Annotated in this window: 19 protein-coding genes; 11 read left to right on the top strand and 8 right to left on the bottom strand. The window is 63.1% G+C overall.

Annotation, left to right across the window (positions count from 1 at the left end; translation table 11 throughout):
• Positions 1–21: 21 nt before the first annotated feature.
• The 7 genes from NKJ93_RS17040 to murA all read right to left on the bottom strand — a co-directional run bounded on the left by NKJ93_RS17040 (position 22) and on the right by murA (position 8,455).
• Positions 22–1,770: an ABC transporter ATP-binding protein gene (locus NKJ93_RS17040; protein WP_352493946.1), complete on the bottom strand. Its 1,749-nt coding sequence runs from the start codon at positions 1,768–1,770 to the stop codon at positions 22–24.
• Positions 1,767–2,606 (bottom strand): ABC transporter permease, encoded by an 840-nt coding sequence (locus tag NKJ93_RS17035; RefSeq protein WP_352482737.1) that lies wholly within the window; start codon positions 2,604–2,606, stop codon positions 1,767–1,769. The genes NKJ93_RS17040 and NKJ93_RS17035 overlap by 4 nt, the downstream gene beginning before the upstream one ends.
• A complete protein-coding gene (locus tag NKJ93_RS17030) occupies positions 2,606–3,565 on the bottom strand; it encodes an ABC transporter permease (protein WP_352547489.1) in 960 nt (319 codons plus the stop codon). Before NKJ93_RS17030 ends, NKJ93_RS17035 begins: the two co-directional genes overlap by 1 nt.
• Positions 3,566–3,599: 34 nt before the next feature.
• Positions 3,600–5,120, bottom strand: coding sequence for an ABC transporter substrate-binding protein (locus NKJ93_RS17025; RefSeq protein WP_352590309.1), 1,521 nt, complete (start codon positions 5,118–5,120; stop codon positions 3,600–3,602).
• A gap of 99 nt (positions 5,121–5,219) precedes the next feature.
• Positions 5,220–6,125 (bottom strand): N-acetylmuramic acid 6-phosphate etherase, encoded by a 906-nt coding sequence (murQ, locus tag NKJ93_RS17020; RefSeq protein ID WP_502896899.1) that lies wholly within the window; start codon positions 6,123–6,125, stop codon positions 5,220–5,222.
• Positions 6,126–6,311: 186 nt separating this feature from the next.
• The gene (locus NKJ93_RS17015) at positions 6,312–7,202 is read right to left on the bottom strand and encodes a glucosamine kinase nucleotide-binding domain-containing protein (RefSeq protein WP_352482731.1); all 891 of its coding nucleotides are present in this window, start codon (positions 7,200–7,202) and stop codon (positions 6,312–6,314) included.
• Positions 7,199–8,455 (bottom strand): UDP-N-acetylglucosamine 1-carboxyvinyltransferase, encoded by a 1,257-nt coding sequence (murA, locus tag NKJ93_RS17010; protein WP_352493949.1) that lies wholly within the window; start codon positions 8,453–8,455, stop codon positions 7,199–7,201. The genes NKJ93_RS17015 and murA overlap by 4 nt, the downstream gene beginning before the upstream one ends.
• Before the next feature lie 216 nt (positions 8,456–8,671).
• Here murA and NKJ93_RS17005 point away from each other — a divergent pair, with 216 nt between their 5' ends.
• Positions 8,672–9,520: a MurR/RpiR family transcriptional regulator gene (locus NKJ93_RS17005; RefSeq protein ID WP_023716700.1), complete on the top strand. Its 849-nt coding sequence runs from the start codon at positions 8,672–8,674 to the stop codon at positions 9,518–9,520.
• A 43-nt stretch (positions 9,521–9,563) separates the two neighbouring features.
• Here the strand turns inward: NKJ93_RS17005 and NKJ93_RS17000 are convergent, their stop codons facing one another.
• Positions 9,564–10,409, bottom strand: coding sequence for a FadR/GntR family transcriptional regulator (locus NKJ93_RS17000; protein WP_352590306.1), 846 nt, complete (start codon positions 10,407–10,409; stop codon positions 9,564–9,566).
• A gap of 21 nt (positions 10,410–10,430) precedes the next feature.
• Between NKJ93_RS17000 and NKJ93_RS16995 the strand changes: the two genes are divergently transcribed.
• The 10 genes from NKJ93_RS16995 to NKJ93_RS16950 all read left to right on the top strand — a co-directional run bounded on the left by NKJ93_RS16995 (position 10,431) and on the right by NKJ93_RS16950 (position 22,718).
• Positions 10,431–11,309 carry a fumarylacetoacetate hydrolase family protein gene (locus tag NKJ93_RS16995; RefSeq protein WP_023716702.1) on the top strand — a complete coding sequence of 293 codons (879 nt, stop codon included), beginning with the start codon at positions 10,431–10,433 and terminating at the stop codon, positions 11,307–11,309.
• Entirely contained in the window at positions 11,306–12,085 is a 780-nt protein-coding gene (locus NKJ93_RS16990) for an alpha/beta fold hydrolase (RefSeq protein ID WP_352590302.1), read from the top strand. The genes NKJ93_RS16995 and NKJ93_RS16990 overlap by 4 nt, the downstream gene beginning before the upstream one ends.
• Positions 12,086–12,139: 54 nt before the next feature.
• Positions 12,140–13,480 (top strand): metal-dependent hydrolase family protein, encoded by a 1,341-nt coding sequence (locus NKJ93_RS16985; RefSeq protein WP_352590298.1) that lies wholly within the window; start codon positions 12,140–12,142, stop codon positions 13,478–13,480.
• A gap of 74 nt (positions 13,481–13,554) precedes the next feature.
• Positions 13,555–14,556 carry a branched-chain amino acid ABC transporter permease gene (locus NKJ93_RS16980; RefSeq protein WP_352590491.1) on the top strand — a complete coding sequence of 334 codons (1,002 nt, stop codon included), beginning with the start codon at positions 13,555–13,557 and terminating at the stop codon, positions 14,554–14,556.
• A complete protein-coding gene (locus tag NKJ93_RS16975) occupies positions 14,553–15,578 on the top strand; it encodes a branched-chain amino acid ABC transporter permease (RefSeq protein ID WP_352590295.1) in 1,026 nt (341 codons plus the stop codon). The genes NKJ93_RS16980 and NKJ93_RS16975 overlap by 4 nt, the downstream gene beginning before the upstream one ends.
• A 46-nt stretch (positions 15,579–15,624) precedes the next feature.
• A complete protein-coding gene (locus NKJ93_RS16970) occupies positions 15,625–16,872 on the top strand; it encodes an ABC transporter substrate-binding protein (RefSeq protein ID WP_352493954.1) in 1,248 nt (415 codons plus the stop codon).
• A gap of 27 nt (positions 16,873–16,899) precedes the next feature.
• Positions 16,900–17,685, top strand: a complete 786-nt coding sequence (locus NKJ93_RS16965; RefSeq protein ID WP_352590292.1) for an ABC transporter ATP-binding protein — start codon at positions 16,900–16,902, stop codon at positions 17,683–17,685.
• On the top strand, positions 17,678–19,933 hold the full coding sequence (locus NKJ93_RS16960; protein ID WP_352493956.1) for an ABC transporter permease: 2,256 nt from the start codon (positions 17,678–17,680) through the stop codon (positions 19,931–19,933). The genes NKJ93_RS16965 and NKJ93_RS16960 overlap by 8 nt, the downstream gene beginning before the upstream one ends.
• A gap of 79 nt (positions 19,934–20,012) precedes the next feature.
• Entirely contained in the window at positions 20,013–22,199 is a 2,187-nt protein-coding gene (locus NKJ93_RS16955) for a flotillin family protein (protein WP_352590289.1), read from the top strand.
• 81 nt (positions 22,200–22,280) lie between these two features.
• Positions 22,281–22,718: an SRPBCC family protein gene (locus tag NKJ93_RS16950; RefSeq protein WP_352590286.1), complete on the top strand. Its 438-nt coding sequence runs from the start codon at positions 22,281–22,283 to the stop codon at positions 22,716–22,718.
• The last annotated feature ends 1 nt before the right edge of the window (position 22,719 follow it).

Raw genomic sequence — 22,719 nt, 5'->3', positions numbered from 1 at the left:
CATCCGTCTGGGCGACAATCATCACACTTCCACCCGTACTCTATGATCCGGCCCGAACTGCTGCCATTTGGCCGGGCCCGGCTCAAATCCCAGCGGACGCACGAGCGAGGGAACCTGGCGCGTGTCCAGCTCGAAACGTTCATGCCGCCGGTCTATGGTGGGAACGGCCGCGATAAGCTGTTTGGTATAGGAGTGCTTCGGCTCCGAGAGCACCAATCTGGCATCGCCGATCTCGACGATCTGGCCGGCATAGATGACCGCGATGCGATGGGCGATCCGCTCGACCACAGCCATGTCATGCGAGATGAACAGATAGGCCAGCCCGAATTCACTCTGCAGCTCGATCAAAAGCTCCAGCACTCTGGCCTGCACCGATACGTCGAGCGCCGAAACCGCTTCGTCGAGGACGACAACGGAGGGATTGAGCATCAGCGCACGGGCAATGCACAGCCGTTGGCGTTGGCCGCCGGAGAATTCGTGCGGATAACGCTGCAGGCTGTTTTCCGGCAGGCCGACGCGGTTCAGCAGCGCGGCCATTTTCGCTCGCGTCTCAGCAGTTATCCGCCCGCCCGTGGCGATCACCGGTTCCGCAAGAATGCTTTCGATGGCGAGCCTGGGATTAAGCGAGCCATAGGGATTCTGGAACACCATCTGCACGGGAAGGGCGCTCTGCCCGGCGGCGGCCTTGCGCGTGCTGGCCAAGATTGTGCCGCGCGTCGAGCGCACCAGCCCCAGAATCGCACGGGCGGCGGTGGATTTTCCGGAACCGCTCTCGCCGACGACGGCCAATGTTTCGCCCGGCATCAAGTCGAAATCCACACCGTCCACCGCATGCACCGCACCGCTGGCGCGGCTGAAAAAGCCACCCTTGACGGGAAATCGCACCACGAGGCCATCGACCTTCAGCGCCGGCTCGGTAGCTTTTTGCTTTTCGCGTTGCATGTCTTTGCGTGTCGCACTGCCGCCGGCGAAATGCGGCACCGCATGAAGCAGATGCCGCGTATAGGGATGCTGCGGATCGTCCAATATCTGGTTCAGCGCGCCTTGCTCGACAGCTTCTCCGCTTTGCATCACCATCACCTTGTCGGCGATACCTGCAACCAAGCCGATATCGTGGGTGATGAAGATCATCGACATCCCGGTTTCCTGCTTCAACTCGGCGAGCAACGCCATGATCTGCGCCTGCACCGTAACATCCAGCGCCGTCGTTGGCTCGTCGGCAATGAGCAGGCGCGGGTTGCAGGCGAGCGCCATGGCGATCATCACCCGCTGCAGCATGCCGCCCGAAAGCTGGTTGGGCGTGTATTTCAGCCGCCGTGCTGCGTCGGGAATGCGCACACGGTCGAGCGCGTCCTTGGCCGCCGCCGTCGCTTGCCGGCCGGTCAGGCCGCGATGCAGGCGAAACGACTCCTCGATCTGCCTGCCGATGGTCAGCACCGGATTGAGCGAGGTCATCGGCTCCTGGAAGATCATGCCGATTTCGCCGCCGCGGATCTTCGTCAGCTGCGGCTCGGCCGCGGCGGTCAGGTCGAACATGCTGCCGTCGGCCCGCTTCAGCTTGATCGAGCCCGCGGTGATGCGGCCGCCGCCATAATCGACAAGGCGATTGATCGAGAGCGCCGTCACCGATTTGCCCGAGCCGCTTTCGCCGACGATGGCCAGCGTTTCGCCGTCAGCGAGATCGAAGCTGACGCCGCGCACGACCTCATTGGCTGACGGCTTTCGGCCGAAGCCGACGCGCAAACCGCTGACGGACAGCAGCGGGATCATGCGATCGATCTCCGCGTCTTCGGGTCGAGCACATCGCGCAACGCATCGCCGAGCAGGTTGAAACCGAGGATGCTGATCATGATCGCCACCCCCGGGAAGATCATCAACCAGGGAGCTGTCTCCATCAGGTTGCGGCTGTCGCTCAGCATCAGGCCGAGCGACGCGGCGGGCGGCTGCGTGCCGAGCCCGAGGAAGCTCAAGCCGGCTTCGGTGAGCAGTGCCCAGGCCAGCGCCAGCGTCACCTGAACGGTCAACGGCGCGACCAGATTGAGCAGCAGATGCCGTGTCACGATATAGCTCGAGCTGCTGCCGAACGTGCGGGCCGCGTCGACGAACTCACGCGCCTTGAGCGACAGAGCCGGGCCGCGCACCACGCGCGTGAAGATCGGCGTGTAGACGATGGCAATGGCGACGACACTGGTCCAGGTTCCCGGTCCCGCAACCGCGACGATCAGCAGCGCCAGCAGGATCGCCGGGAATGCCAGCAGCACATCCATGATGCGCATCACCAGGCCGTCCCAGCGGCGCCCGAACCAGGCTGCCGCCAGCCCGAGCACGGTGCCGGCCAGCGTCGCGAAGGCGACCGAAAAGAAGGCCACGAGGAAGGACTGGCCGATCCCGGTCATCAGCCGGCTTGCGACATCGCGGCCGAACAGATCCGTGCCCATCCAGTACGTGCTGTCAGGCGCATGCAGCCGCTCGACCCGGTGCTGCGTCAGCGGATTGTGCGGCGTCAGCCCCAGCATGCCAAGTACGGCGAGCAGCAGATAAAGCGCAACGATGGCACCGCCGATGCGGCCGCTGGTGTGCGCAAGTATAGCCCGCAATGTCGCCATCAGTGTTCGCTTAGCCGAATGCGCGGGTCGAGCGCGACATAGGCGAGGTCGACGAGGAGATTGACGATCATGAAGTTGAAGGCGATAAACAGCACGCTTCCCTGCACCAGCGCGTAGTCGCGCTGCAGGATGGCATCCAGCACCATGCGGCCGAGACCGGGCAGTGCATAGATTTGCTCGACGATGACTGCCCCGCCCAGGAGATAGCCGAACTCTATGCCGCTCAGCGTCACGACCGGGATGAGCGCATTGGGCAAAGCATGCCGCCAGATGACGCCGCGCGCCGAGACGCCCTTGCTGCGCGCGGTCCTGACGTAATCGTCGCTGAGCACGTCGAGCATCGCCGAACGCGATATACGGGTGACCGACGCCGCGAAGGCGAAACCGAGCGTGACGGCCGGCAGCAACAGCTGGCCGATATTGCGCAGAGGATCCCGCCACAGCGGCGAAAACTCGCCCATCGCCGGCAAAACGCCAAACCCCGCCGACAGCGTGTAGATGATCAGCAGTGCAAGGACGAAGTTCGGCGTCGATTGTCCGATCATTGCGACAACGCGCACGCCGAGATCGGAAAGCTTCTCATTGTGGGTGGCGGCAAAGATCCCGGCCGGCATGCCGACGACAAGGGCGATGATCATCGACAGCAGCGCAAGCTCCAGCGTCAGCGGGAAGCGTTCGAGAATAACGCCGAGCACCGGCCTGCCATAGGTGGACGAAATGCCGAGATTGCCTTGGAAAAGACCAAGCAGCCAACGCCAGTACTGGATGAACCAGGGCTGGTCGATGCCGAAATAGGCCGCAAGCGCGTCGCGCTGAGGAGGCGTCAGCAGGCCGGCTTCGCTTCCCAGCATCGCCGTGATCGAATCGCCCGGAACCATCCGGATTGCCAGGAACACCACGATGGACACGCCAAGCAGGACGAGAGGGAAGGTCGCCAGTCGCCGCATCAGATAGTTCACGCGAAGAATATCCTCTCGTCCGGCATCGAAGCAGCTACTGGATCGTCACCTTGGCGAGGCTGAACAGCGAACCTGTCGGCACCGGTTCGAATCCCGCGATATTCTTCTGCTGGGCCGTGTAGCTGTAGGACGTGTAGAGCCATATCCAGGGCGACATCTCAGTGATGTGCTTCTCGAAGTCGGCGAAGATCGCTTTGCGTGCTGCCGGGTCGGTCTCGGTGCGGCCCTTCTGCATAAGGCCGTCCAGCGTATCGTCGATATAGTTCGCCACCTTCTGCAGATTGCCGGTCTTGGTCCAGTAGCGGTTGTACATAGTGTAGGGATCAGCCCTGCCGCCGTTCAGCGCGACGGCCATGTCGAAATCGCCCTTCAGCCAGGCATCGACATAGACGTTGAGCTCCATCATCTTGATATCGAGCTTGACGCCGATTTCGGCGAGCTGCGACTGGATGACCTGGGCTTCCGCCGCTGCTGTCGGCGGCTCGCCGGTGGCGCCGATCACGGTCGCCGAAAAGCCGTCGGGAAAGCCGGCTTCAGTCATCAGTTGCTTGGCCTTCTCGACGTCGCGCTTGTAGCAGAACAACTGGCTCGGATCGGTCGCCAGCGCCGGGATGGTCAGCGGGCCGGTGACCTTGCCTTCGCCGAGCGAGGCGGTGTCCAGCACTTCCTGCCGGTCGATGGCGCAGGATATCGCCTGACGCACCTTGAGTTCGGTCATCGGCTTGCGGGACGGATTGAGCTGCAGCACGTGGTAGGCAAGCACCGGCACGCGGTTCAACTGCAGGCTGGCTTCCTTGGGCACCAGCGTGGCGACAAGTGGATCGTTGAGCAGGGCGAAGTCGATCTGCTTGGTGCGCATCGCCGCCAGGATCGCCGTTTCGTCCGGCAGCACGCTGATCTCGATGCCGTCGACACCGGTCGCGCCGCCCGCCCAATCCTTGTTGGCGACAAGCACTTCCTTGGAATTAGGATCCCACTTTTCGAGCTTGAACGGACCCGAGCCGACCGTCGTCGTGCCGATCGAGCCGGCCGTGATTTCGCTTGCCGGGACGATCGCGGCATTGACGTCGCTCATCGCGGTCAGGATCGGCACATCCGGCTGCGAGAGGTGGAACACGACGGTGGCTGGATCGGGCGTGTCGATGCTGGCGATCGAGAGAAAGTTGGCGCGGGCGGCCGCACCGGTCTTCTCGTCGAGTATGCGCTCGAAAGATGCCTTGACGTCGGCCGAGGTCACGGCGGCGCCGTTCTGGAATTTTGCTTTCGGATTGAGCCTGAAGCTCAGCTCCTTGCCGTCCGCCGAGAACTGCCAGGAGTCGGCAATCGCGGGCGTGATCTGCAGATTGGCGTCGAGCCGTACCAGCGGTTCATAGATCAGCTCCAGCAACCGCAGCGAGGAGAATGCCGTCTGCTTGTGCGGATCAAGACCGGTGGCGTCCTGCGACCAGGCCATGTGCAGCGTCGCCGCACTCGCCTGCACCGGTGCCGCGGCAATGGCCAGCATTGCCGCAAGCGTCATCCCGGAAAGCAGTTTCTTGCCAATGTGCCGTACCATTGTCGTCTCCCATTATTGTTAAACCTGATGCCTTGCAGTTCCCCGGACCGCTTCAAAGGGACACACGCCCCGGAACATCGGCCCAGCATCCATGCGGTCTTACACCGTCTTTTCGCCTATCGCCTTGCGCAGGAAACCTCCCGCATTGGCAAGCGCCTTACGTGCTTCTTCGACGCCCATGCCGGTGATCGTCACCAGGATTGCCAGTTTTACGTCATTGCCGGTCTGGTCGAGTGCCTGTCGTGCCTGCTGCGCCGCGCAGCCGGTCGTCTGCATCACGATCCTGACTGCCCTGGCGATCAGCTTCTTGTTGCTTGGATTGAGGTCAACCATCAGGTTCTGATAGCTCTTGCCGATGCGGATCATGCTGGCGGTCGACAGCATGTTGAGCACCAGCTTTTGCGCGGTTCCCGATTTCAGCCGGGTCGAGCCGGTGAGGACCTCCGGTCCAACCACCGGAGAGATGGCAATATCGGCAATTCCGGCAATGGTCGATCGCGGATTGCAGGACAGCGCCACGGTGGTGGCTCCCACCTGCTTGGCATAGGTCAAGCCGCCGATGACATAGGGTGTGCGTCCGCTGACAGCGATGCCGACGACCACGTCGCCGGCGGTCAGCTTGATGTCCTGCAGCGCCTTTATTCCCTGCTTCGGATCGTCCTCCGCGCCTTCCGCGGAGTGCACCAGCGCGTCGACGCCGCCGGCGATCAGGCCCATCACCATGTCCTCGGGCACGCCGAAGGTCGGCGGACATTCCGAGGCGTCGAGGACGCCAAGCCGGCCGCTCGTGCCCGCGCCCATATAGACAAGGCGTGCACCTTTCTGGAACGCGCTCACGATCCGGTCCACGGCCGCAGCAATGTCGGGGATGACCTTCTCGACGGCTGCCGCAACGCCTTTGTCCTCGTCATTGATCTTGCGCAGCACCTCGAGGGTCGGCAACAGATCGATGTCCATCGTCTTCGGATTCCGGTCCTCGGAAACCAATCGCTCCAGCTCCGACATCAACCCGTGTTCGACCACTTGCTTGCTTTCAATCTGCTGTGAGCAGGAATGTGATGCGGTGCCAGCCGACGTCCAGTGCCCGCAGCCGGCGACCGGCAACTTGCTTCTGCTTGGTTAACTTTTTAGAATTCGATATTCCTCGTGTCAACGGATACTAGGAATATAATATTCCTTCAGGCAGGAGCACTATCGCTGACACAGGGATTTCCTAGCCAGGATTATGGCTCCCGAAACCGCATCGCCATCGGCCGGCTTCAGACGTCGGCGGACGTCGGGAGCGAGCCATGGCTCTAGCGGGCTGGACAGACCGCCGAGCAGCGTAACCCGCGGCGCGCCCTTTTCGAACAGCACCCGCACGAACGTGTCGACCTGCTCGGCAGCACCTTGCACGATGCGCCGTCCGGCCGGATCGCCCTGGTCGGCGTGGCGGATCACCATCGGCGCCAAGGCGGCATAGTCGGTCGCGCTGGCGCGGTCCATCCAGGCCACCGCCTCGAACGGATCGTCCCTGAAGCGCTGCATCACCTCGGTCAGCAGCGCCGTCCGCTCATGCCGGCCGTCATGGGCACGCAAGGCAAGCTGCACTGCCTTTAGTCCGAGATCGGCGCCGCTGCCCTCGTCGGAAATCGGAAAACCGTAGCCGCCGACGCGCAGGTCGCGCCCTTCGACAAAGCCGAGCCCGATCGAACCGGTCCCGGCTATGACGATGGCGCCGTCTTGACCCGAATGAGCGCCAAGGCAAGCCGCGACGCCGTCGCTGACGAAGTCGATGCTCGCAAAGCGATGTTCGATGCCACGAAACGCCTCGAGCGCACCCTTGCGGCCGATGCCGGCAAGACCGATGCCGGCGCGGATCCTGGCGATTTCCACCGCCGCGAACCCTGTCTCTTCGATCGCCGCGCCAAAGGCTTTGGCAATCGAGGCCCAGGCCGCCTCTATACCGAGCCGCGTTGTCGCCGGGCCCGACAGGCCTTGCCCGAGCACAGTTCCTGCCTCGTCTTCGATACGCGCCCGGCAGCCGGTTCCGCCGCCATCGACGCCCAGGAAATAATGCGGAGACACCGCGCCGGCACTCATCCACTTATCCGCTCGATCTGGGCGCCACACAGGCGGAGCTTGCGGTCCAACTGCTCATAGCCACGGTCGAGGTGGTACACCCGGTTGATCGTTGTCTCGCCTTCGGACACCAGCGCCGCCAGCACCAGCGAGACGGAGGCGCGCAGGTCGGTCGCCATCACTTGCGCGCCCTTCAGCTTCTCGCCTCCGCGCACCAGCGCCATGGTGCCTTGCAGCTTGATATTGGCGCCGAGCCGCATCAGTTCGGGCACATGCATGAAACGGTTCTCGAAGATCGTCTCGCGCAACAGCGAAGCGCCCTCGGCACAGCACATCAACGCCATGAACTGCGCCTGAAGATCGGTCGGAAAGCCCGGATAGGGCTCCGTCGTCACGTCGACCGCCTCGAGTGGCCCGTCTCTCGACACGATCAGCCCGCGGTCGCCCGGCCATATTTTCACACCGGCTGCTTCGAGCAGCTGGACGACGGATGCCATGTGCTCGAGCCGCGCGTGGGTCAGCTCGAGCTGACCGCCGGTGATAGCCGCTGCGACGGCATAGGTGCCGGCCTCTATCCGGTCCGGGATGATGTCGTGCGTGGCGGCGCGCCAGTCTGTGCGGCCCGCGATCAGGATGCGGTGCGTGCCGGCGCCCTCGATCCGCGCGCCCATGGCGTTCAGGCAGGCGGCAAGATCGGCCACCTCCGGCTCGCGGGCCGCGTTGAGGATCTCGGTCTCGCCGTGTGCAGTCGTCGCCGCCATCATTGCAGTTTCGGTCGCGCCGACCGACGGCGAGCTCAAAACGATGCGCGCGCCTTTCAGTCCGCCCGGCGCAGACGCGACGATCAGCCCGTTTTCGATTGCAATGTCGGCGCCAAGTGCCGCAAGCGCGGCGACATGCATGTCGACCGGCCGTGCGCCGATCGCGCATCCGCCGGGCAGCGAGACCCGGGCATGGCCGAAGCGGGCAAGCAGCGGACCGAGAACCAGCACCGTCGCGCGCATGCGCCTGACTGTGTCGTAGCTTGTCTCCCTAGAGACGGCAGCACTGGCATCGATTGTGGCGGCATGCGCCGATCTGGTGACTTCAGCCCCATGAAGGCCGACGACGCCAAGCATGTTGTCGACATCGGTCACCTCAGGCAGGTTGGTCAGCTGCAGCGGGTGGGGGCTGAGCAAAGCCGCCGCTATTTGCGGCAAGGCCGCGTTCTTGGCGCCGGAGATCGTCACCGCGCCCTCAAGCCTGTGCCCGCCGACGATCCGCAATCTATCCATCGCTCTGACCTAATCCAAGGTGTCGGCGAGTCTACGCGCTTGCAGGCGATCTTTCATGTCCGAATTCCCGTGCATGTCCGAATCGTTGGTGTGGGCGAATGGCTAGGCCGAAACCGCACGGGTCGAGATTTGATGGATCATTCTTGGCTGTCAATCAGGAACGGAATAATTTATTCCTTGGCTTGGCATTGTCGATGACTGGCAACAGGGGAACGCATGTCCGTCCTGAAGAAGATCGAGGCCAAGCTCGAGATCATGGCGCCCGGCGATCGCGAGATCGGGCGGTACATCGTCGACAATCCCGACCAGATGCTGCGCCTGTCGACGGCGGCGCTCGCCGCCGAAATCGGCCGCAGTCAGTCGAGCGTCGTCAAGTTCAGCCAGAAGCTCGGCTATGCCAGCTATCAGGAGCTCAAGCTCGCCGTCAGCGAGGCCAAGTCGCAGGAATGGCACGTGCCGGCCGGCATGATCCACGGTTCGATCGAGGTCGGCGACAGCTATCTGGTCATCTTGCGCAAGCTGATCGGCAGCAAGCTCTTGTCGATGCAACAGACCGTCGCAGCCAACACCGAGCAGGAAATCGGCAAAGCCCTCGAAGCGTTGAACGGGGCGCGCCGCATTCATCTGGCCGGCGTCGGCGCATCCTCGCTCGTGGCGCGCGATTTCTCCTACAAGCTGATGAAGCTCGGCCGCAACGTGCTGCACGACAGCGACAGCCATGTGCAAATGGCCAATGTCTCGACGCTTGGACGAGGCGACGTGCTGTTCGCGCTCTCCTATTCCGGGGCGAGCATCGAAACCCTGCGGATAGCCGAACTGGCTCGCAAACGTGGCACCACCGTGATCGCCGTCACTGGACTTCGCGACAATCCGCTGAGCCGCGTTGCCGACATTCGCCTCCACACGATCGCCGATGAAGAGCGCGCGCGCTCTTCGTCGATAACCGCGCGCGACGCACAACTGACGCTCACCGACCTGCTTTTCATCCTGCTCGTGCAGAAGCAGCCTGACGCCAACGAATACGTCCACAACAGCGAACTGGCCGTCTCGGTACTGAAGGCTTAGTCGTTGGACGCATCTCACCCGCTCTCCTTGAGCCGCGCGTCTATTAGCGGCCCAGAAGGTTGCGCTCGACTGTCTTGAGATGGGCGAGCATCGCCTGGTTGGCGCTTTCCGGGTCGCGGCGCAGCAATGCGTCCAATATTGTCTGATGCTCGTCGCAATAAACGCGCCTGCGCTCCTCCGAGAATGAGCGCTTTTTCATTTCGAACCACGGCGATTGGTTGCGGATCGTGCGCATGAGATTGTGAATCTCTTTCAGGAAGTCATTGCGGCAGCAGGCGAAGACGCAGTGATGGAACTCGGCGTCCCAATGCTCGAAGTCCGGCATGTCCTCGGCAGCGCATGCGGTCTGATGCGCTTCGCGAACCGCGTTTAGTTCCGCCATGCTGGCATTTGTGGCGGCGAAGGCCGCCGCCGCTGGCTCCAGCAACTGCCTGATCTCCATCATGTCGGCGGGGCTGGTGCCTTCCATCCGCGTGACCGTCGCCGCGATGGAATCGGGATTGGTCGCAGTCAGAAAAGTGCCGCGCCCGACATGCCGGACAACCGTTCCGTCCTCCTCCAGGAAGCCGACGGCACGACGCACCGTATTGCGCGCCACGCCGAACTCGGCCGCAAGATCGCGCTCGGGCGGCATCCGCCCGTCCTGAAGCCACTCGCCGGCCGAAATCCGTTTTTTCAGCACAGTGGCGATGTCGTTGGCGACGAGCTTGGGCATTTGTTGAGAGCTTTTAATCTGATCCAATGTTGAACCAATACTATCAGCCGGCGCCCTGCCGGTCCAGTACCCGATGAGGTCAAGGCCCGATTTACCGCGACAAGTGACGAAAACCCTCTTGCAGCCTAAACCAATCGGCGATAGCGTGTAACGAAAGAGCTTATATTGGCTCATAAAAGGTTCAGGGAGGAACGAATGAAGGTCGCGACGTTTTCGATTGCAGGCGAACGTCGCGTCGGCGTTGTCGATGTCGACAATCAGTCGGTCGCCCCCTTCGATATCCCTGTTGACCAGGCGCTGTCTGGCGTGCTGGCGCTGTTGCGGCGCAACGGCGCCGGGATGCCGCGCACGCTGTCGCCGGTTCCGCTGGCGCAGGTCGAGCTCGAGGCGCCGATACCTTTGCCTGCCCGCAACATCTTTTGCGTCGGCAAGAATTATTATGAACACGCCCACGAGTTTGCCCGCAGCGGCTTCGATTCGAGCGCCGGTGCCGGCGCCATTCCGCAACATCCGATCATTTTCTCGAAGGTCCCCGAATCGGTCGTTGCAACACATTCGAACGTGCTGATCGACCCTTCCATATCGATTGCGATCGATTATGAGGCGGAACTGGCGGTCATTATCGGCAAGGGTGGACGCGGCATTTCGAAAGCCGAGGCTTACGATCACGTCTGGGGTTATACGATTGTCAACGACGTCACTGCCCGCGACCTGCAGGGAAAATATAGCCAATGGCTAATCGGTAAGTCGCAGGATACGTTTTGCCCGATGGGGCCATGGGCGATCACCAAGGATGAGCTCGACCTGGAAAACGCTTCGGTACGTTGTTTCGTCAATGACGACCTCCGCCAGAATTCCAAAATATCGCTGCTCATCTTCGATATTCCGACGATCATATCGACGCTTTCGCAAGGCATCACCTTGAAGCCGGGCGACATCATCGCCACCGGCACGCCGGTCGGTGTCGGCATCGGCTTTGATCCGCCGAAATATCTCAAAGCCGGCGACATTGTGCGGGTCGAGATCGACGGCATCGGGACGCTGGAGAACCGGATCGTGGAGCGGGTGCAATGACAACTGTCACCGTCGGTCCGATTGTCGCGGAAGTCGCCGGCGAGGGCGAGCCGGTGGTGATGATCCACGGTCTCGGCGGAACCTCGAACATGTTCCAGCCGCAGCTGGAGGCGCTCTCGGCCTACCGGGTCATCCGCCTCGACCTGCCTGGATCCGGCCGCTCGCCGCGGCCGCTCGATCCATTGACGATCGAGCTAATGAGCGACGCCGTCATCCGCGCTATGGCGGGCATGGGCGTCACCCGGGCGCATTTCGTCGGCCACTCCATGGGCACGATCGTCTGTCAGTTGGTCGCAGCGATGCAGCCGTCGCTGGTCAGGTCGCTGGTTTTGTTCGGTGCTCTCGCCGAGCCGGCCGAGGCGACGCGGCAAGGCCTTGCCAACCGGGCGCGATTGGCGCGATCGGGCGGTATCGCCGACATCGCGGACCAGATCGTCACCAATGCGCTGTCGGCACATACCAGGGAAACCTCGCTGGCCGCCGTCGCCTTCGTGCGCGAATCCATCACCAGGCAGGACCCGGAAGCCTATGCCCGCAGCTGCGAAGCTCTGGCCAAGGCGACGGCTGTGGATACGCGCCGGATTTCAGCGCCGACCCTTTTGGTTACCGGCGACGCCGATACGGTCAATCCGATGAGCGTCGGCCAGGCGCTTGCCGACAGGATAAAGGGAGCGATATTCTTGTCTCTCGATCGGTGCGGACATTGGGCCACGGTGGAGTGCCCCCGCGAAAGCAGCCAAAGGCTCACCGATTTTTTGAGACGCGTTGATAGGTGAGGATCGGAATTCGGGCGTAAAAACAGTGCGCCCGACAGTTTGGGAGGTTTTCTGATGGCAGACGACGGCTGGAACGGAAACGGTTCGGGCAGCACGCTCTTTACCAATGTGCGCGTGCTCGATGCGACCGGCGAATACCCCTACACCGGCGAAGTGCTGGTTCAGGGCAACCGTATCAAGCAGATCACCAAGGGCTCGTCGCGTTTCGGCTCGCCGGCTGTGTCGTCCTCCTACAGCGGCTTGTCAGGCGGTGTCACAACGATCGACGGCATGGGCGCGACGCTGATGCCGGGCATGATCGACGCGCATCTGCATCTCTCCTGGAACAACGCGCCCGGCATCGACCCGATCCAGATGATGGAGGTGGAAGAGCACATGCTGGTCACCATGGAGATGGCCAAGCTGGTACTCGACGCCGGCTTCACTGCCGGCCGCGGCGCCGCAGCCGCCAAGCCGCGGCTCGACGTGGTGTGCAAGAAATTCATCAATCAGGGGCGTTTTCCCGGGCCGCGTTACCTCGCCGCCGGTCCCGAGATCACGACGGTCGGCGGCCTCGGCGATTCCGCGCCTTCGCACATTCCGCATGAAGGCCTCAATCTCGGCATCGTTGTCTCCGGTCCCGAGGAAATCCGCCGCACGGTGCGCCAGCTGATCAAATACGGTGTCGATTCCATCAAGCTCAATCTGTCCGGCGAAAGCATCACCGGCATGGGCGCCGAAGAAACGCCGATGTCGGAGGAAGAGGTCGCCATGGCCGCCTCCGAGGCGCGCTGCCGCAACAAGGTGCTGTCGGCGCATGCGCGCTCATCCGGCTCGGTCAAGCAATGTGTCCGCCACGGCATCCAGAACATCTACCACGCTTCGTTTGCCGACGAGGAAGCGCTCGACATGCTCGAGGCGGCCAAGGACAAGCATTTCGTGGCCCCCGGCATCGCCTGGCTGATCAACACCGCGCGCCATGCCGAGCAATGGGGCATCAAGCCTGGTTCGCCGCTTTCGCTCGAATATGAGCGTGAGCTCGAAATGTGCATCGAGACGATGAAGAAGATGCATCGACGCGGCATCCGCGTCTGCATCGGTGGCGACTACGGTTTTGCCTGGACGCCGCAAGGCACCAACGCCAAGGACATCCAGACCTTCGTCGAGATGCTTGGCTTCTCGCCGATGGAGGCAATCCAGGCCGGGACCAAATATGGCGGACAGATCATGGGGATGGGCGACGAGCTCGGCATGATCAAGGAAGGTTATCTCGCCGATCTGCTGTTGATCGACGGCGACCCGATATCGGACGTGCGCATCCTGCAGGACAAGAACCGCATCCTCGCCATCATGAAGGACGGCAAGTTCCACAAGGCGCCGCGCTTGAATGAGCAGCGCCGCCGGCTGACCGCATGAGCATTCTGGACCGGCCATCTTCGCCCGACATTTCGCGGCCTAAGACTTCGGGGCTCGAGATTTCTGGCGGCGGCATGACGCGCAGACAGGCGTGGGGTCTTTTCTGGCTCCTCGCAGCTGCCGTCATTGCATGGCTGGTCTTTGCCGTCTGGCCGGACTGGCTGAACGCCATCCTGATTTCCAAGAAGGCATTCGTCAGCGCCATCCTCAACGGCATCACCCTGGCTGGCCTTTATTTCCTGGTCGCCAGCGGCTTTACCCTGATCTTCGGCCTGATGCGCAACGTCAACCTGGCGCATGGCTCGCTCTATCTGCTTGGCGCCTATATCGGCTATGAGGTGGCGAACCGCACCGGCTACTGGCTGCTGGGTGTCGCCGCGGGCTTCATCGTTCTGGCCCTTGTCGGCGTCGTCATGCAGATCTTCGTCTTCCGGCGACTGGAAGGCGACGACCTTCGCCAGACCCTGGTCAGCATCGGTATCTCGATCGTCGCCGCCGACCTGATGCTGGCGGTCTGGGCCGGCGGCACCTATCAGATCCCGGTGCCGGAATGGCTCGACGGTGCACTGACCTTACCGGTGGTCACGGCCGTGCGGTCTAACGGCGTCTCGGTGTTTCTCACCTACCCGCTTTATCGCGTCGTCGTGCTGGCGGCTGCGATCGTTATCGGCATCGGCCTTTGGCTGATGCTGCACAAGACGCGCGTCGGCATGATGGTCCGCGCCGGCGTCGACGACCGCGCCATGCTGTCGGCCTCGGGCGTCAACGTACACGCGGTCTTTGCTATCGTCTTTGCCGTCGGCGCCGGGCTTGCCGGCTTTGCCGGCGTCGTCGGCGGCTCGGCATTGTCGGTTGCGCCCGGCGAGGACGTCCGCTATCTCCTGGCCTCGCTCGTCGTCGTCATCGTCGGCGGCATGGGTTCGATTACCGGTGCTGCAATCGGCGCGCTGCTGATCGGCCTCGCCGAACAGATCGGCCTCGTCTATTTCCCGACCTACGGCATCGTGCTCACCTTCGTCATCATGGTGGTAGTGCTGTCGGTGCGGCCGCAAGGCATCAGGGGGAAAGCGCGATGAGCCTGACCGTCGCCGTAGGCGCCGCGCCTCGACAGAACTGGCTGGAGAAGCTCGGCGCCGGTCACATCATCCTTGCCGTAGCATTGGTTCTCTACCCGCTGGTGGCATCCGATTTCTTCCTGACGCAGATCGGCGGTTATTCGCTGATCTTCGGCATGCTCGCACTGTCGCTGATGATGCTGGCCGGCTATGGCGGCATGGTCAGCCTTGCCCAGATCACGGTCGCCGGCATCGCCGCTTATGCCATCGCCATCCTCGGCGAGAACAATTCGAACGTGCTCGGCCTCGGCTGGCCGTGGTGGGTCGCAGCATCCTTCGCCATTCTGGCGGCGGCGGTGGCGTCGGCGCTGATCGGCTGGATCTCGGTGCGCACCGAAGGCATCTATACCATCATGATCACGTTGGCGATCGCCACCGCAACCTTCTATTTCGCCCAGCAGAACTACGCGATCTTCAACGGCCACTCCGGCTATGCCGGCATTCGCGCGCCGGTGTTCTGGGGCGTCAACTGGCGCGACCCGAGGGCGTTCTATTATCTCTGCCTGGGTTCGGCGGTGCTGTCCTATGCGGCGATCCTCTATGGCGCCCGCTCGACCTTCGGCATGACCGTGCAGGCGATCCGCGACAATCCGCGTCGGATGCGCGCGCTCGGCTATCACGTCACCGCGCACAAGGTCTTCGCCTGGTTCCTGGCCGGCATCATTGCCGGTGTCGCAGGCGTGCTTTTGGTCTGGTTCAATGGGCGCGTCTCACCCGGCACGATCGGCGTCGATGCAGCCATCGACGTGCTGATCATCGCCGTCATTGGCGGCTTGCGCCACCCGATCGGGCCATTTCTCGGCGCGCTCGTCGTTGTCCTGATGCAGACCTTTGCCATCGACCTTGTCGGAGCCGAGCGTTTCAACACGCTGATCGGGCTGGTGTTCCTGGTGATCGTCTTCATCTCGCCGGATGGAATTCTTGGGTTGTGGGGGAGGATCAAGCCGCAGCTAGCTCAGGAGTCCTTGCGTTCCGGTCCGTGACGCCGGAGCGGAATGAACTGCATCAATCAATCAAAGGGAGGAAAAAATGAGAATACATCGACGCACACTGCTTGCGCTGGCGCTTGCCACCGGGCTGACAGCTCCGTCTCTGGCGCTAGCCGCCGACGACACGATCAAGATCGGCCTGCTCGCCACTTTCGAGGGACCGTTCACGGTGCTCGGCGAAGACGGCGAGCGCGGCGCGAAGACGGCGCTCGACGAGGTCAGCGGCATGGTTGCCGGCAAGAAGATCGAAATCGTCAAAGGCTCGTCCGACGCTTCACCTGATAGCGCCGTGCGCGCTGCGCGCAAGCTGGTCGAGCAGGATGGTGTCAAGGTTTTGGTCGGCCCGCTTTCGGGCGATGAGGGCCTCGCCGTCAAGGACTATGCCAAGACCCAGCCGACCGTGACCTTCATCAATGGCACCTCGGCGGCGCAGGACACGACGCTGCGCAATCCGGCGGAAAACTTCTTCCGCTTCTCGACCGACGGCGCGCAGTGGATGGCGGGTCTCGGCACCTATGCCTTCAACGACAAAGGCTACAAGCGGGTCGCTACGGTCGCCGAGGACTATTCTTTCCCGTATACGCAGGTCTTCGGCTTCATGGCCGAGTTCTGCAAGGCAGGCGGCAAGGTGCCGTCCAAATCCTGGGTGCCGATCGGCAACAAGGATTTTTCTTCGGTTATCGCGGCCATTCCCGATGACGTCGATGCAATCTACGTCGCGCTTGGCGGCGCCGACGCCGTGAACTTCCTGACCCAGTATCAGCAGGGCGGCGGCGCGGCCCCCTTGATTGGTGGCTCGATCACCGTCGACCAGACGGTGCTGACCTCGAAGGGCAAGCTGCGCGACGTGCTGGTCGGCACGCCTTCCGCCGGACCAACCGCCGACACCAACGACGCGCCTAGTTGGAAAACTTTCGTCGAAGCCTACAAGAAGCAGCCAGGTGCCTTTCCCTCGCCGTCGCTCTTCGCCCACGGCTATTACGTCAACATGAAGGCGACATTGCTCGGTCTCGAACAGGTCGGCGGCGATGTCTCCGATGGCGGCGCCAAACTGCGTGACGCACTCTCGAAACTGTCTTTCGACACGCCGACCGGCAAGGTGTCACTGGACAAGAACCGCAACGCGATTGCCGACATCTACCTGACCGAGGTGACCGAGGGGCCGGACGGCAATCTTTTGAACAAGCTCGTCAAAGTCGTGTCGCAGGTCAACCAGACGCTGGGCATTCCCGAAGACGAGTTCACCAAGCTTGGGGCTGTCAGCCGCGACAATCCGAGCTGCCCGTAACCGCGTGGCTTGCGAGTATATCCGCCCGTGACCGAAACTCTTGCCGCGAACCGTCTCCAAAGCTCCGGCGCCTTTGCGCTGGAACTCGATGGCGTTGCGCGGCATTTCGGCGCTTTGGTGGCGCTCTCCGGCATTGATATGAGGATCGCGGCTGGCGAGCGGCGCGCGGTTCTCGGGTCTAACGGCGCCGGCAAGACCACGCTGTTCAATGCAGTGACCGGCGATTTCCTGCCGACGGTTGGCCGCATCCGCTTCTTCGGCGAGGACATCACCGACTTGCCGCCGCATGAACGCATCCGGCGGGGCTTGCGGCGGACCTACCAGATCTCGCAGCTGTTCAAAGGCTTGTCGGTTCTCGACTCGATCTTTCTCGCTTGCCGCGGCGTCTCACGCCGACGGTTCTCGCTGCTCCGCCCAAAGGCCACCGACGTCAACATGGTGCAGGCGGAATCGATCCTCAATGCCGTGCATCTCGAGGCCTATCGCGACCTGCTGGTGGCGACACTCAGCCATGGCCAGCAGCGGCAGTTGGAGATCGCGCTGGCGCTGGCCGGCGCGCCACGCTTCATCCTGTTCGACGAGCCGGCGGCCGGCCTGTCGCCGACCGAGCGCCGCGACTTGGTGGCGATCCTCAATGCGCTGCCCAAGCATATCGGCTATATTATCATCGAGCACGATCTGGATGTCGCGCTGCGCGTTTCGGAATATGTGTCGATGATGCACAACGGCCGTCTGTTCAAGGAAGGCACGCCGCAAGAGATCGAGGCCGACCCGGAGGTCCAGGAGATCTATCTCGGGGGCAAGCATGGCTGAGCGCCCCGTTCCCCTCGGCCGAACGCTCCCTTCTGGCCCAGCCTCTTCCGGCAAAATAGGCAAGGCGATCCTCAAAATAGAGGATCTGCAGGTCTATTACGGCGAAAGCCATGCCCTTCAGGGCGTCTCGCTGGCGCTGGAAAGCGGCGTGCTGTCGGTGGTCGGCCGCAACGGCATGGGCAAGTCGACGCTCTGCAACACCATCGTCGGCCTGAAGCGCGCGCGCTCCGGCTCGATCCGCGTCGACGGCCGCGAGATCACTGCGCTCGAACCGCACGAGATCCATCGCCTCGGCGTCGGTTATGTGCCGCAAGGGCGGCGCGTCTGGCCAAGCCTGAGCGTTGATGAGCATCTCCGTCTCGCTGCCGGCAATCGGCGCGATGCGAGTTGGACCGTCGAACGCATCTACCAGACATTTCCGCGCCTCGCCGAGCGCCGCACCAATGGCGGCTCGCAGCTCTCCGGCGGCGAACAGCAGATGCTGGCGATCTCGCGTGCCCTGCTCAGCGACCCGAAGCTGCTGGTCATGGACGAGCCGACCGAAGGCCTTGCGCCGATCATTGTCGACCAGGTTGAGCGGATGCTGGTCACCTTGGCCGAGGAAGGTGAGATGGCGATCCTCGTCATCGAGCAGAATATCGGCGTGGCGACCGCGGTTTCCAACCAGGTCGCCATCATGGTCAACGGCCGCATCAATCGGCTGATGGACGCGGCAGCGCTCGCGGCAGACCGGGAATTGCAGCAACGGCTGCTTGGTGTCGGACGCCATGCCGACGAGACGTCCGTCACGCCGGCAGCCGCGGCACAGGCGAAGGACCAGTTGGCTGAAGTCTACCGCATCGACCGGACGGCTACCGGTTCCGAACCGATGACCCAGAATGGAACCTACCTTCCGGTCACCGAACTGCCCAACCGCTGGAACGTGCCGGTCACGGCCATGCGGCAAGCGGCTATCGAGAGGGCCGCGCCACAGGACGATTTGAAGAAGGTCTTTGCAATTCCTTTCGCCGAACGCATTGGAAGAACAGTGCTCGTCGCCGGCACTTTCGATACCAAGGGCAAGGAATTGCGGTTCGTCGCCGACCGGCTGAAGTCCCTCGGCATTCCGGTTCGCACCGTCGACCTCTCCACCTCCGGAAAACCGTCGAGCGCCGACGTTCCTGCCATGCAGGTAGCCGGAATGCATATGCGGGGATCGGCGGCCGTTTTCACCAATGATCGCGGCGGCTCGGTGAGCGCTATGGCGGAAGCCTTCGCGCGCTGGATCGAGCGCGAGCCGCGTATTGGCGGCGTCATCTCGGCAGGCGGCTCCGGCGGTACCACGCTGGCAACAGCAGGCATGCGCGTGCTGCCCGTCGGTATCCCTAAACTGATGGTGTCGACCGTGGCAGCCGGCGACGTCGCCAAATATGTCGGCGGTGCCGATATCATGATGTTCCATTCGGTCGCCGACGTTCAGGGGTTGAATTCGATCACCGAACAGGTGCTGTCAAACGCCGCGCATGCGATGGCGGGCATGGTCGCGCAGCTGCCCAATGCCGAAGCCTGGGAGGCCAGGCGCAAGCTGGCGCGCCCCGCAGTCGGCATCACCATGTTCGGCGTAACAACGCCAGCAGTGCAGGCGGTGACCAGACTGCTCGAGGCCGACTACGACTGTCTCGTTTTCCACGCCACCGGCATCGGCGGGCGGGCAATGGAGAAGCTCGGCGATTCGCGGCTGCTCTCGGCCTTCCTCGACCTGACCACGACGGAAGTGGCCGACATGATCGTCGGCGGTGTTTTTCCGGCGACTGAAGACCGCTTTGGCGCCGCAATCCGCACCGGCTTGCCCTATGTCGGCTCGACCGGCGCGCTTGACATGGTCAATTTCGGCCCGCGCGACAGCGTGCCGGAGAAATTTCGAAGCCGCAAATTCGTCATCCATAATCCGAACGTCACGCTGATGCGGACAACCCGCGACGAGAACCGCGCCTTTGGCGAATGGATCGGTGCGCGGCTCAATGCCATGAATGGCCCGGTGCGGTTCCTGTTGCCGGAGGGCGGTGTCTCGACGCTCGATGCACCAGGCCAGCCGTTTCACGATCCGGAGGCCGACCACGCCCTGTTCGAGGCGATCGAGAAGACCGTTCGCCAGACGCCGCAGCGCCATCTCGAGCGTGTGGGTGCGAACATCAATGACGCGCTCTTCGTCGATGCGGCGGTCAATGCGTTCCGCGCGATCACGCCGAAACTGCAGAGGCGAGCATAATGGCTTCGAGCACGCGCAATTGTAAAATCGGTGCCGGTAGCCTGTGGCTGACCGCATTCTATTTGGGAGGGTAGAAAAGATGGCCGCGCAGACCTTGGGCGCTTTCCTTTTGTGGCTAATCATTGCCGCGATCGTCGTGGTGATCGCCGTCTACATACTGCGATGGCTTTATCGCCGGTCGACCAAGGAGACGGCATTCGTGCGCACCGGCTTCATGGGCGAGAAGGTGGTGGTGAACGGCGGCGCTTTCGTCATTCCGGTGCTGCACGAGATCACGCCGGTCAACATGAACGTCCTGCGCATCGAAGTGCGCCGCGAGGATGCCTTTGCGCTGATCACCAAGAACCGCATGCGCGTTGATCTGATCGCAGAGTTCTTCGTCCGTGTCGGCGCCGGCCGCGATCTGGTCGCCGCCGCAGCCCAGACGCTCGGGCGCCGCACGCTGCAGCCCGACAGCCTGCGCGAATTGCTGGAGGGCAAGTTCGCCGGTGCCATGCGCACCGTTGCCGCCCAGATGACGCTGGAAGAGATGCACGAGCTGCGCGGCGACTATGCGGCCAGGGTCCGGCAGCTTGCCTCGGAATCGCTCGCCGCCAACGGGCTGGAGTTGGAAAGCGTCGCCATCGTCGACCTCGACCAGACCAGCCTCGAATATTTCGATCCGTCCAATGCCTTCGACGCCGAAGGCCTCACCCAACTGACGGAATCGATCGAGACGCGCCGCAGGATGCGCAACGAGATCGAGCAGCGCACGCTGGTCGACATCCGCAACCAGAACCTCGACACCCAGCGCAAGGTGCTGGAGATCGACCGCGACACCGAATACGCCCGCCTCGAGCAGGAGCGCGAGGTCGAGATACGTCGCGCCTCGCAGCGCTCCGAACTCGCCAGGGAGCGGGCGATCCGCGACCAGGAGGCCGAGCAGGCGCAACTGTCGGCGCGCGAGGCCGTCGAGAAATCGCGCCTCAACCAGGAGCGCAACATTACCGAGGAGCGCATCAAGAGCGAGGAAGACACGCAGCGCCGCGAGATTGCGCGCCGCCGCGCCCTCGATGAGACGGAAATGAAAATGCGCGAACTGACCGAGCGCGAGCAGATCGCGCTAGAGCTCGCCCTGGAAAAGGCCAGGATCGAACGCGAAGGCACGCAGAGCGAGCTCGAGATCCAGCGCAGGAAAGCCCTCGAAATCGCCGAGCTCGAACGCCAGATCGCGCTGGCGGAAAAGGCATTGGAGGTTACCAGGGCCGAGGCGGAAAAGCGCCGCGCCGAAATTGTCGAGAACCAGGCGACCGAAACAGCGCGGATCGGGCAGGAGCGTGCCATCGACGAGGTCAGGATTGCACGCGAGCGTCACCTCGAGGCGCTGCAGATCGCCAAGCGCCAGGCTTTCGAGGAAGCCGAAATATCGGCCGGCGAAGAGGTCGAGCGCGCTCGCATCACCACCGAGCGCGGCATCGAGGAGGCGCGGCTGATCAAGGACCGCGACATCCGCCAGCTCGGCGTCGAGCGCGACCAGAAGATCGAGATAGCCGAAATCCAGAAGGCCATCGACATCGCCAAAAAGACGCAGGAGCGTTCCTCCGCTATCGCGGCATCCGAGGCGGTGCGCGCCAAGGCCATCCAGGCTGAGGAGCAGGCCTTCACGGCGCGCGAGCGCGAGATCGCCGAGCGCCGCAAGCTGACCGACTTGATCGGTGCGGCTCGCGAGGCCGAGCGCGAGGCCTTGCGCATAACCGCGGCCGCAGATGCCGAGATGAAGGCGGCCAAGAGCCTGGCCGAAGCGCAGAAGATCGCCGCTGTTGCCGCGGCCGAGGCGGAGAAGATCCACGCCCTTGCGGCGGCCCAGCGCTACGAGGTTGATGCCGCCGGCCATCGTCAGCTCAACGAGGCCGACAATCTGCTCTCCAACGAGGCTCGTGCCGGTCGCCTGCGCGGCAAGTTGCTCGACCACATGGAAGGCATCATCCGCGAAAGCGTCAAGCCGATGGAGAAAATCGACGGCATCAAGATCCTGCACGTCGACGGCATCAATGGCGGGCAGGGCGGCAACCGCAACGTCACCGACGAGGTGATCGATTCGGCGCTGCGCTACCGGGTCCAGGCGCCGATGATCGATAATCTGATGAAGGAGATCGGCATCGAGGGCGGCTCGCTCGGCCGCATGACCGACGTGCTGCGCGATGCCAAGGACATATCGAGCCTGACCCGCGACAAGAAAGGCAAAGGCAAGGTCAGCAAGGACGACGATGACGACCGCGACCGCTGACCAGGTCCGGTGGGCGGTGTGCTGTGCGAATGAGTGGCGATGCCTCGGCACCGGCCGCTCGTTCGATGCGGGCGGTGGGGCATGACCAAGGTCTATGTGTCCTCGGTCATCCCTGCGCCGGCTGCGGAAGTCTGGAAGCTCGTGCGCAACTTCAACGGCCTTCCCGCCTGGGCGCCATTCGTTGCGGAGAGCCGCGTCGAACAGAACGCACCGGCCGACCAGATCGGCTGCATCCGCAACTTTGTGCTCAGGGATGGCGGGCGGATTCGCGAAAAATTGCTGGCACTGTCCGACTACGATCTGTCGTGCAGTTACGCTATCCTGGAAAGCCCGATGGCGGTGGAGAATTATATCGCCACGCTGTCGCTGACGCCGATCACCGACGGCAATCTCACTCTGGCCGAATGGGAGGCGAAGTTCGACTGTGCGCCTGAGCGCGAAGCAGCACTTATGCATCAGATCGGCACCGGCGTCTTCCAGGCGGCGTTGAGCGCACTCAAGCAGCGCTTCGGGCGCTGAC

Origin of the sequence: Mesorhizobium sp. M0028 (assembly GCF_040323855.1) — a bacterium.
In the GTDB taxonomy this organism is placed as follows: Bacteria; Pseudomonadota; Alphaproteobacteria; order Rhizobiales; family Rhizobiaceae; genus Mesorhizobium.
Note: the sequence above shows the minus strand (reverse complement) of the source record. Positions and strands in the feature narration are given on the sequence as shown.

Coding starts and splice junctions, on each gene's coding strand:
- NKJ93_RS17000 (WP_352590306.1), bottom strand. CDS start 10,409: ATGAGCCAATATAAGCTCTTTCGTTACACGCTATCGCCGATTGGTTTA.
- NKJ93_RS16980 (WP_352590491.1), top strand. CDS start 13,555: ATGACGCGCAGACAGGCGTGGGGTCTTTTCTGGCTCCTCGCAGCTGCC.
- NKJ93_RS16955 (WP_352590289.1), top strand. CDS start 20,013: ATGGCCGCGCAGACCTTGGGCGCTTTCCTTTTGTGGCTAATCATTGCC.
- NKJ93_RS17005 (WP_023716700.1), top strand. CDS start 8,672: ATGTCCGTCCTGAAGAAGATCGAGGCCAAGCTCGAGATCATGGCGCCC.
- murQ (WP_502896899.1), bottom strand. CDS start 6,125: ATGTCGGAGCTGGAGCGATTGGTTTCCGAGGACCGGAATCCGAAGACG.
- NKJ93_RS16970 (WP_352493954.1), top strand. CDS start 15,625: ATGAGAATACATCGACGCACACTGCTTGCGCTGGCGCTTGCCACCGGG.
- NKJ93_RS17035 (WP_352482737.1), bottom strand. CDS start 2,606: ATGGCGACATTGCGGGCTATACTTGCGCACACCAGCGGCCGCATCGGC.
- NKJ93_RS16960 (WP_352493956.1), top strand. CDS start 17,678: ATGGCTGAGCGCCCCGTTCCCCTCGGCCGAACGCTCCCTTCTGGCCCA.
- NKJ93_RS16985 (WP_352590298.1), top strand. CDS start 12,140: ATGGCAGACGACGGCTGGAACGGAAACGGTTCGGGCAGCACGCTCTTT.
- NKJ93_RS17015 (WP_352482731.1), bottom strand. CDS start 7,202: ATGAGTGCCGGCGCGGTGTCTCCGCATTATTTCCTGGGCGTCGATGGC.
- NKJ93_RS16990 (WP_352590302.1), top strand. CDS start 11,306: ATGACAACTGTCACCGTCGGTCCGATTGTCGCGGAAGTCGCCGGCGAG.
- NKJ93_RS16975 (WP_352590295.1), top strand. CDS start 14,553: ATGAGCCTGACCGTCGCCGTAGGCGCCGCGCCTCGACAGAACTGGCTG.
- NKJ93_RS17040 (WP_352493946.1), bottom strand. CDS start 1,770: ATGATCCCGCTGCTGTCCGTCAGCGGTTTGCGCGTCGGCTTCGGCCGA.
- NKJ93_RS16995 (WP_023716702.1), top strand. CDS start 10,431: ATGAAGGTCGCGACGTTTTCGATTGCAGGCGAACGTCGCGTCGGCGTT.
- NKJ93_RS17025 (WP_352590309.1), bottom strand. CDS start 5,120: ATGGTACGGCACATTGGCAAGAAACTGCTTTCCGGGATGACGCTTGCG.
- murA (WP_352493949.1), bottom strand. CDS start 8,455: ATGGATAGATTGCGGATCGTCGGCGGGCACAGGCTTGAGGGCGCGGTG.
- NKJ93_RS16950 (WP_352590286.1), top strand. CDS start 22,281: ATGACCAAGGTCTATGTGTCCTCGGTCATCCCTGCGCCGGCTGCGGAA.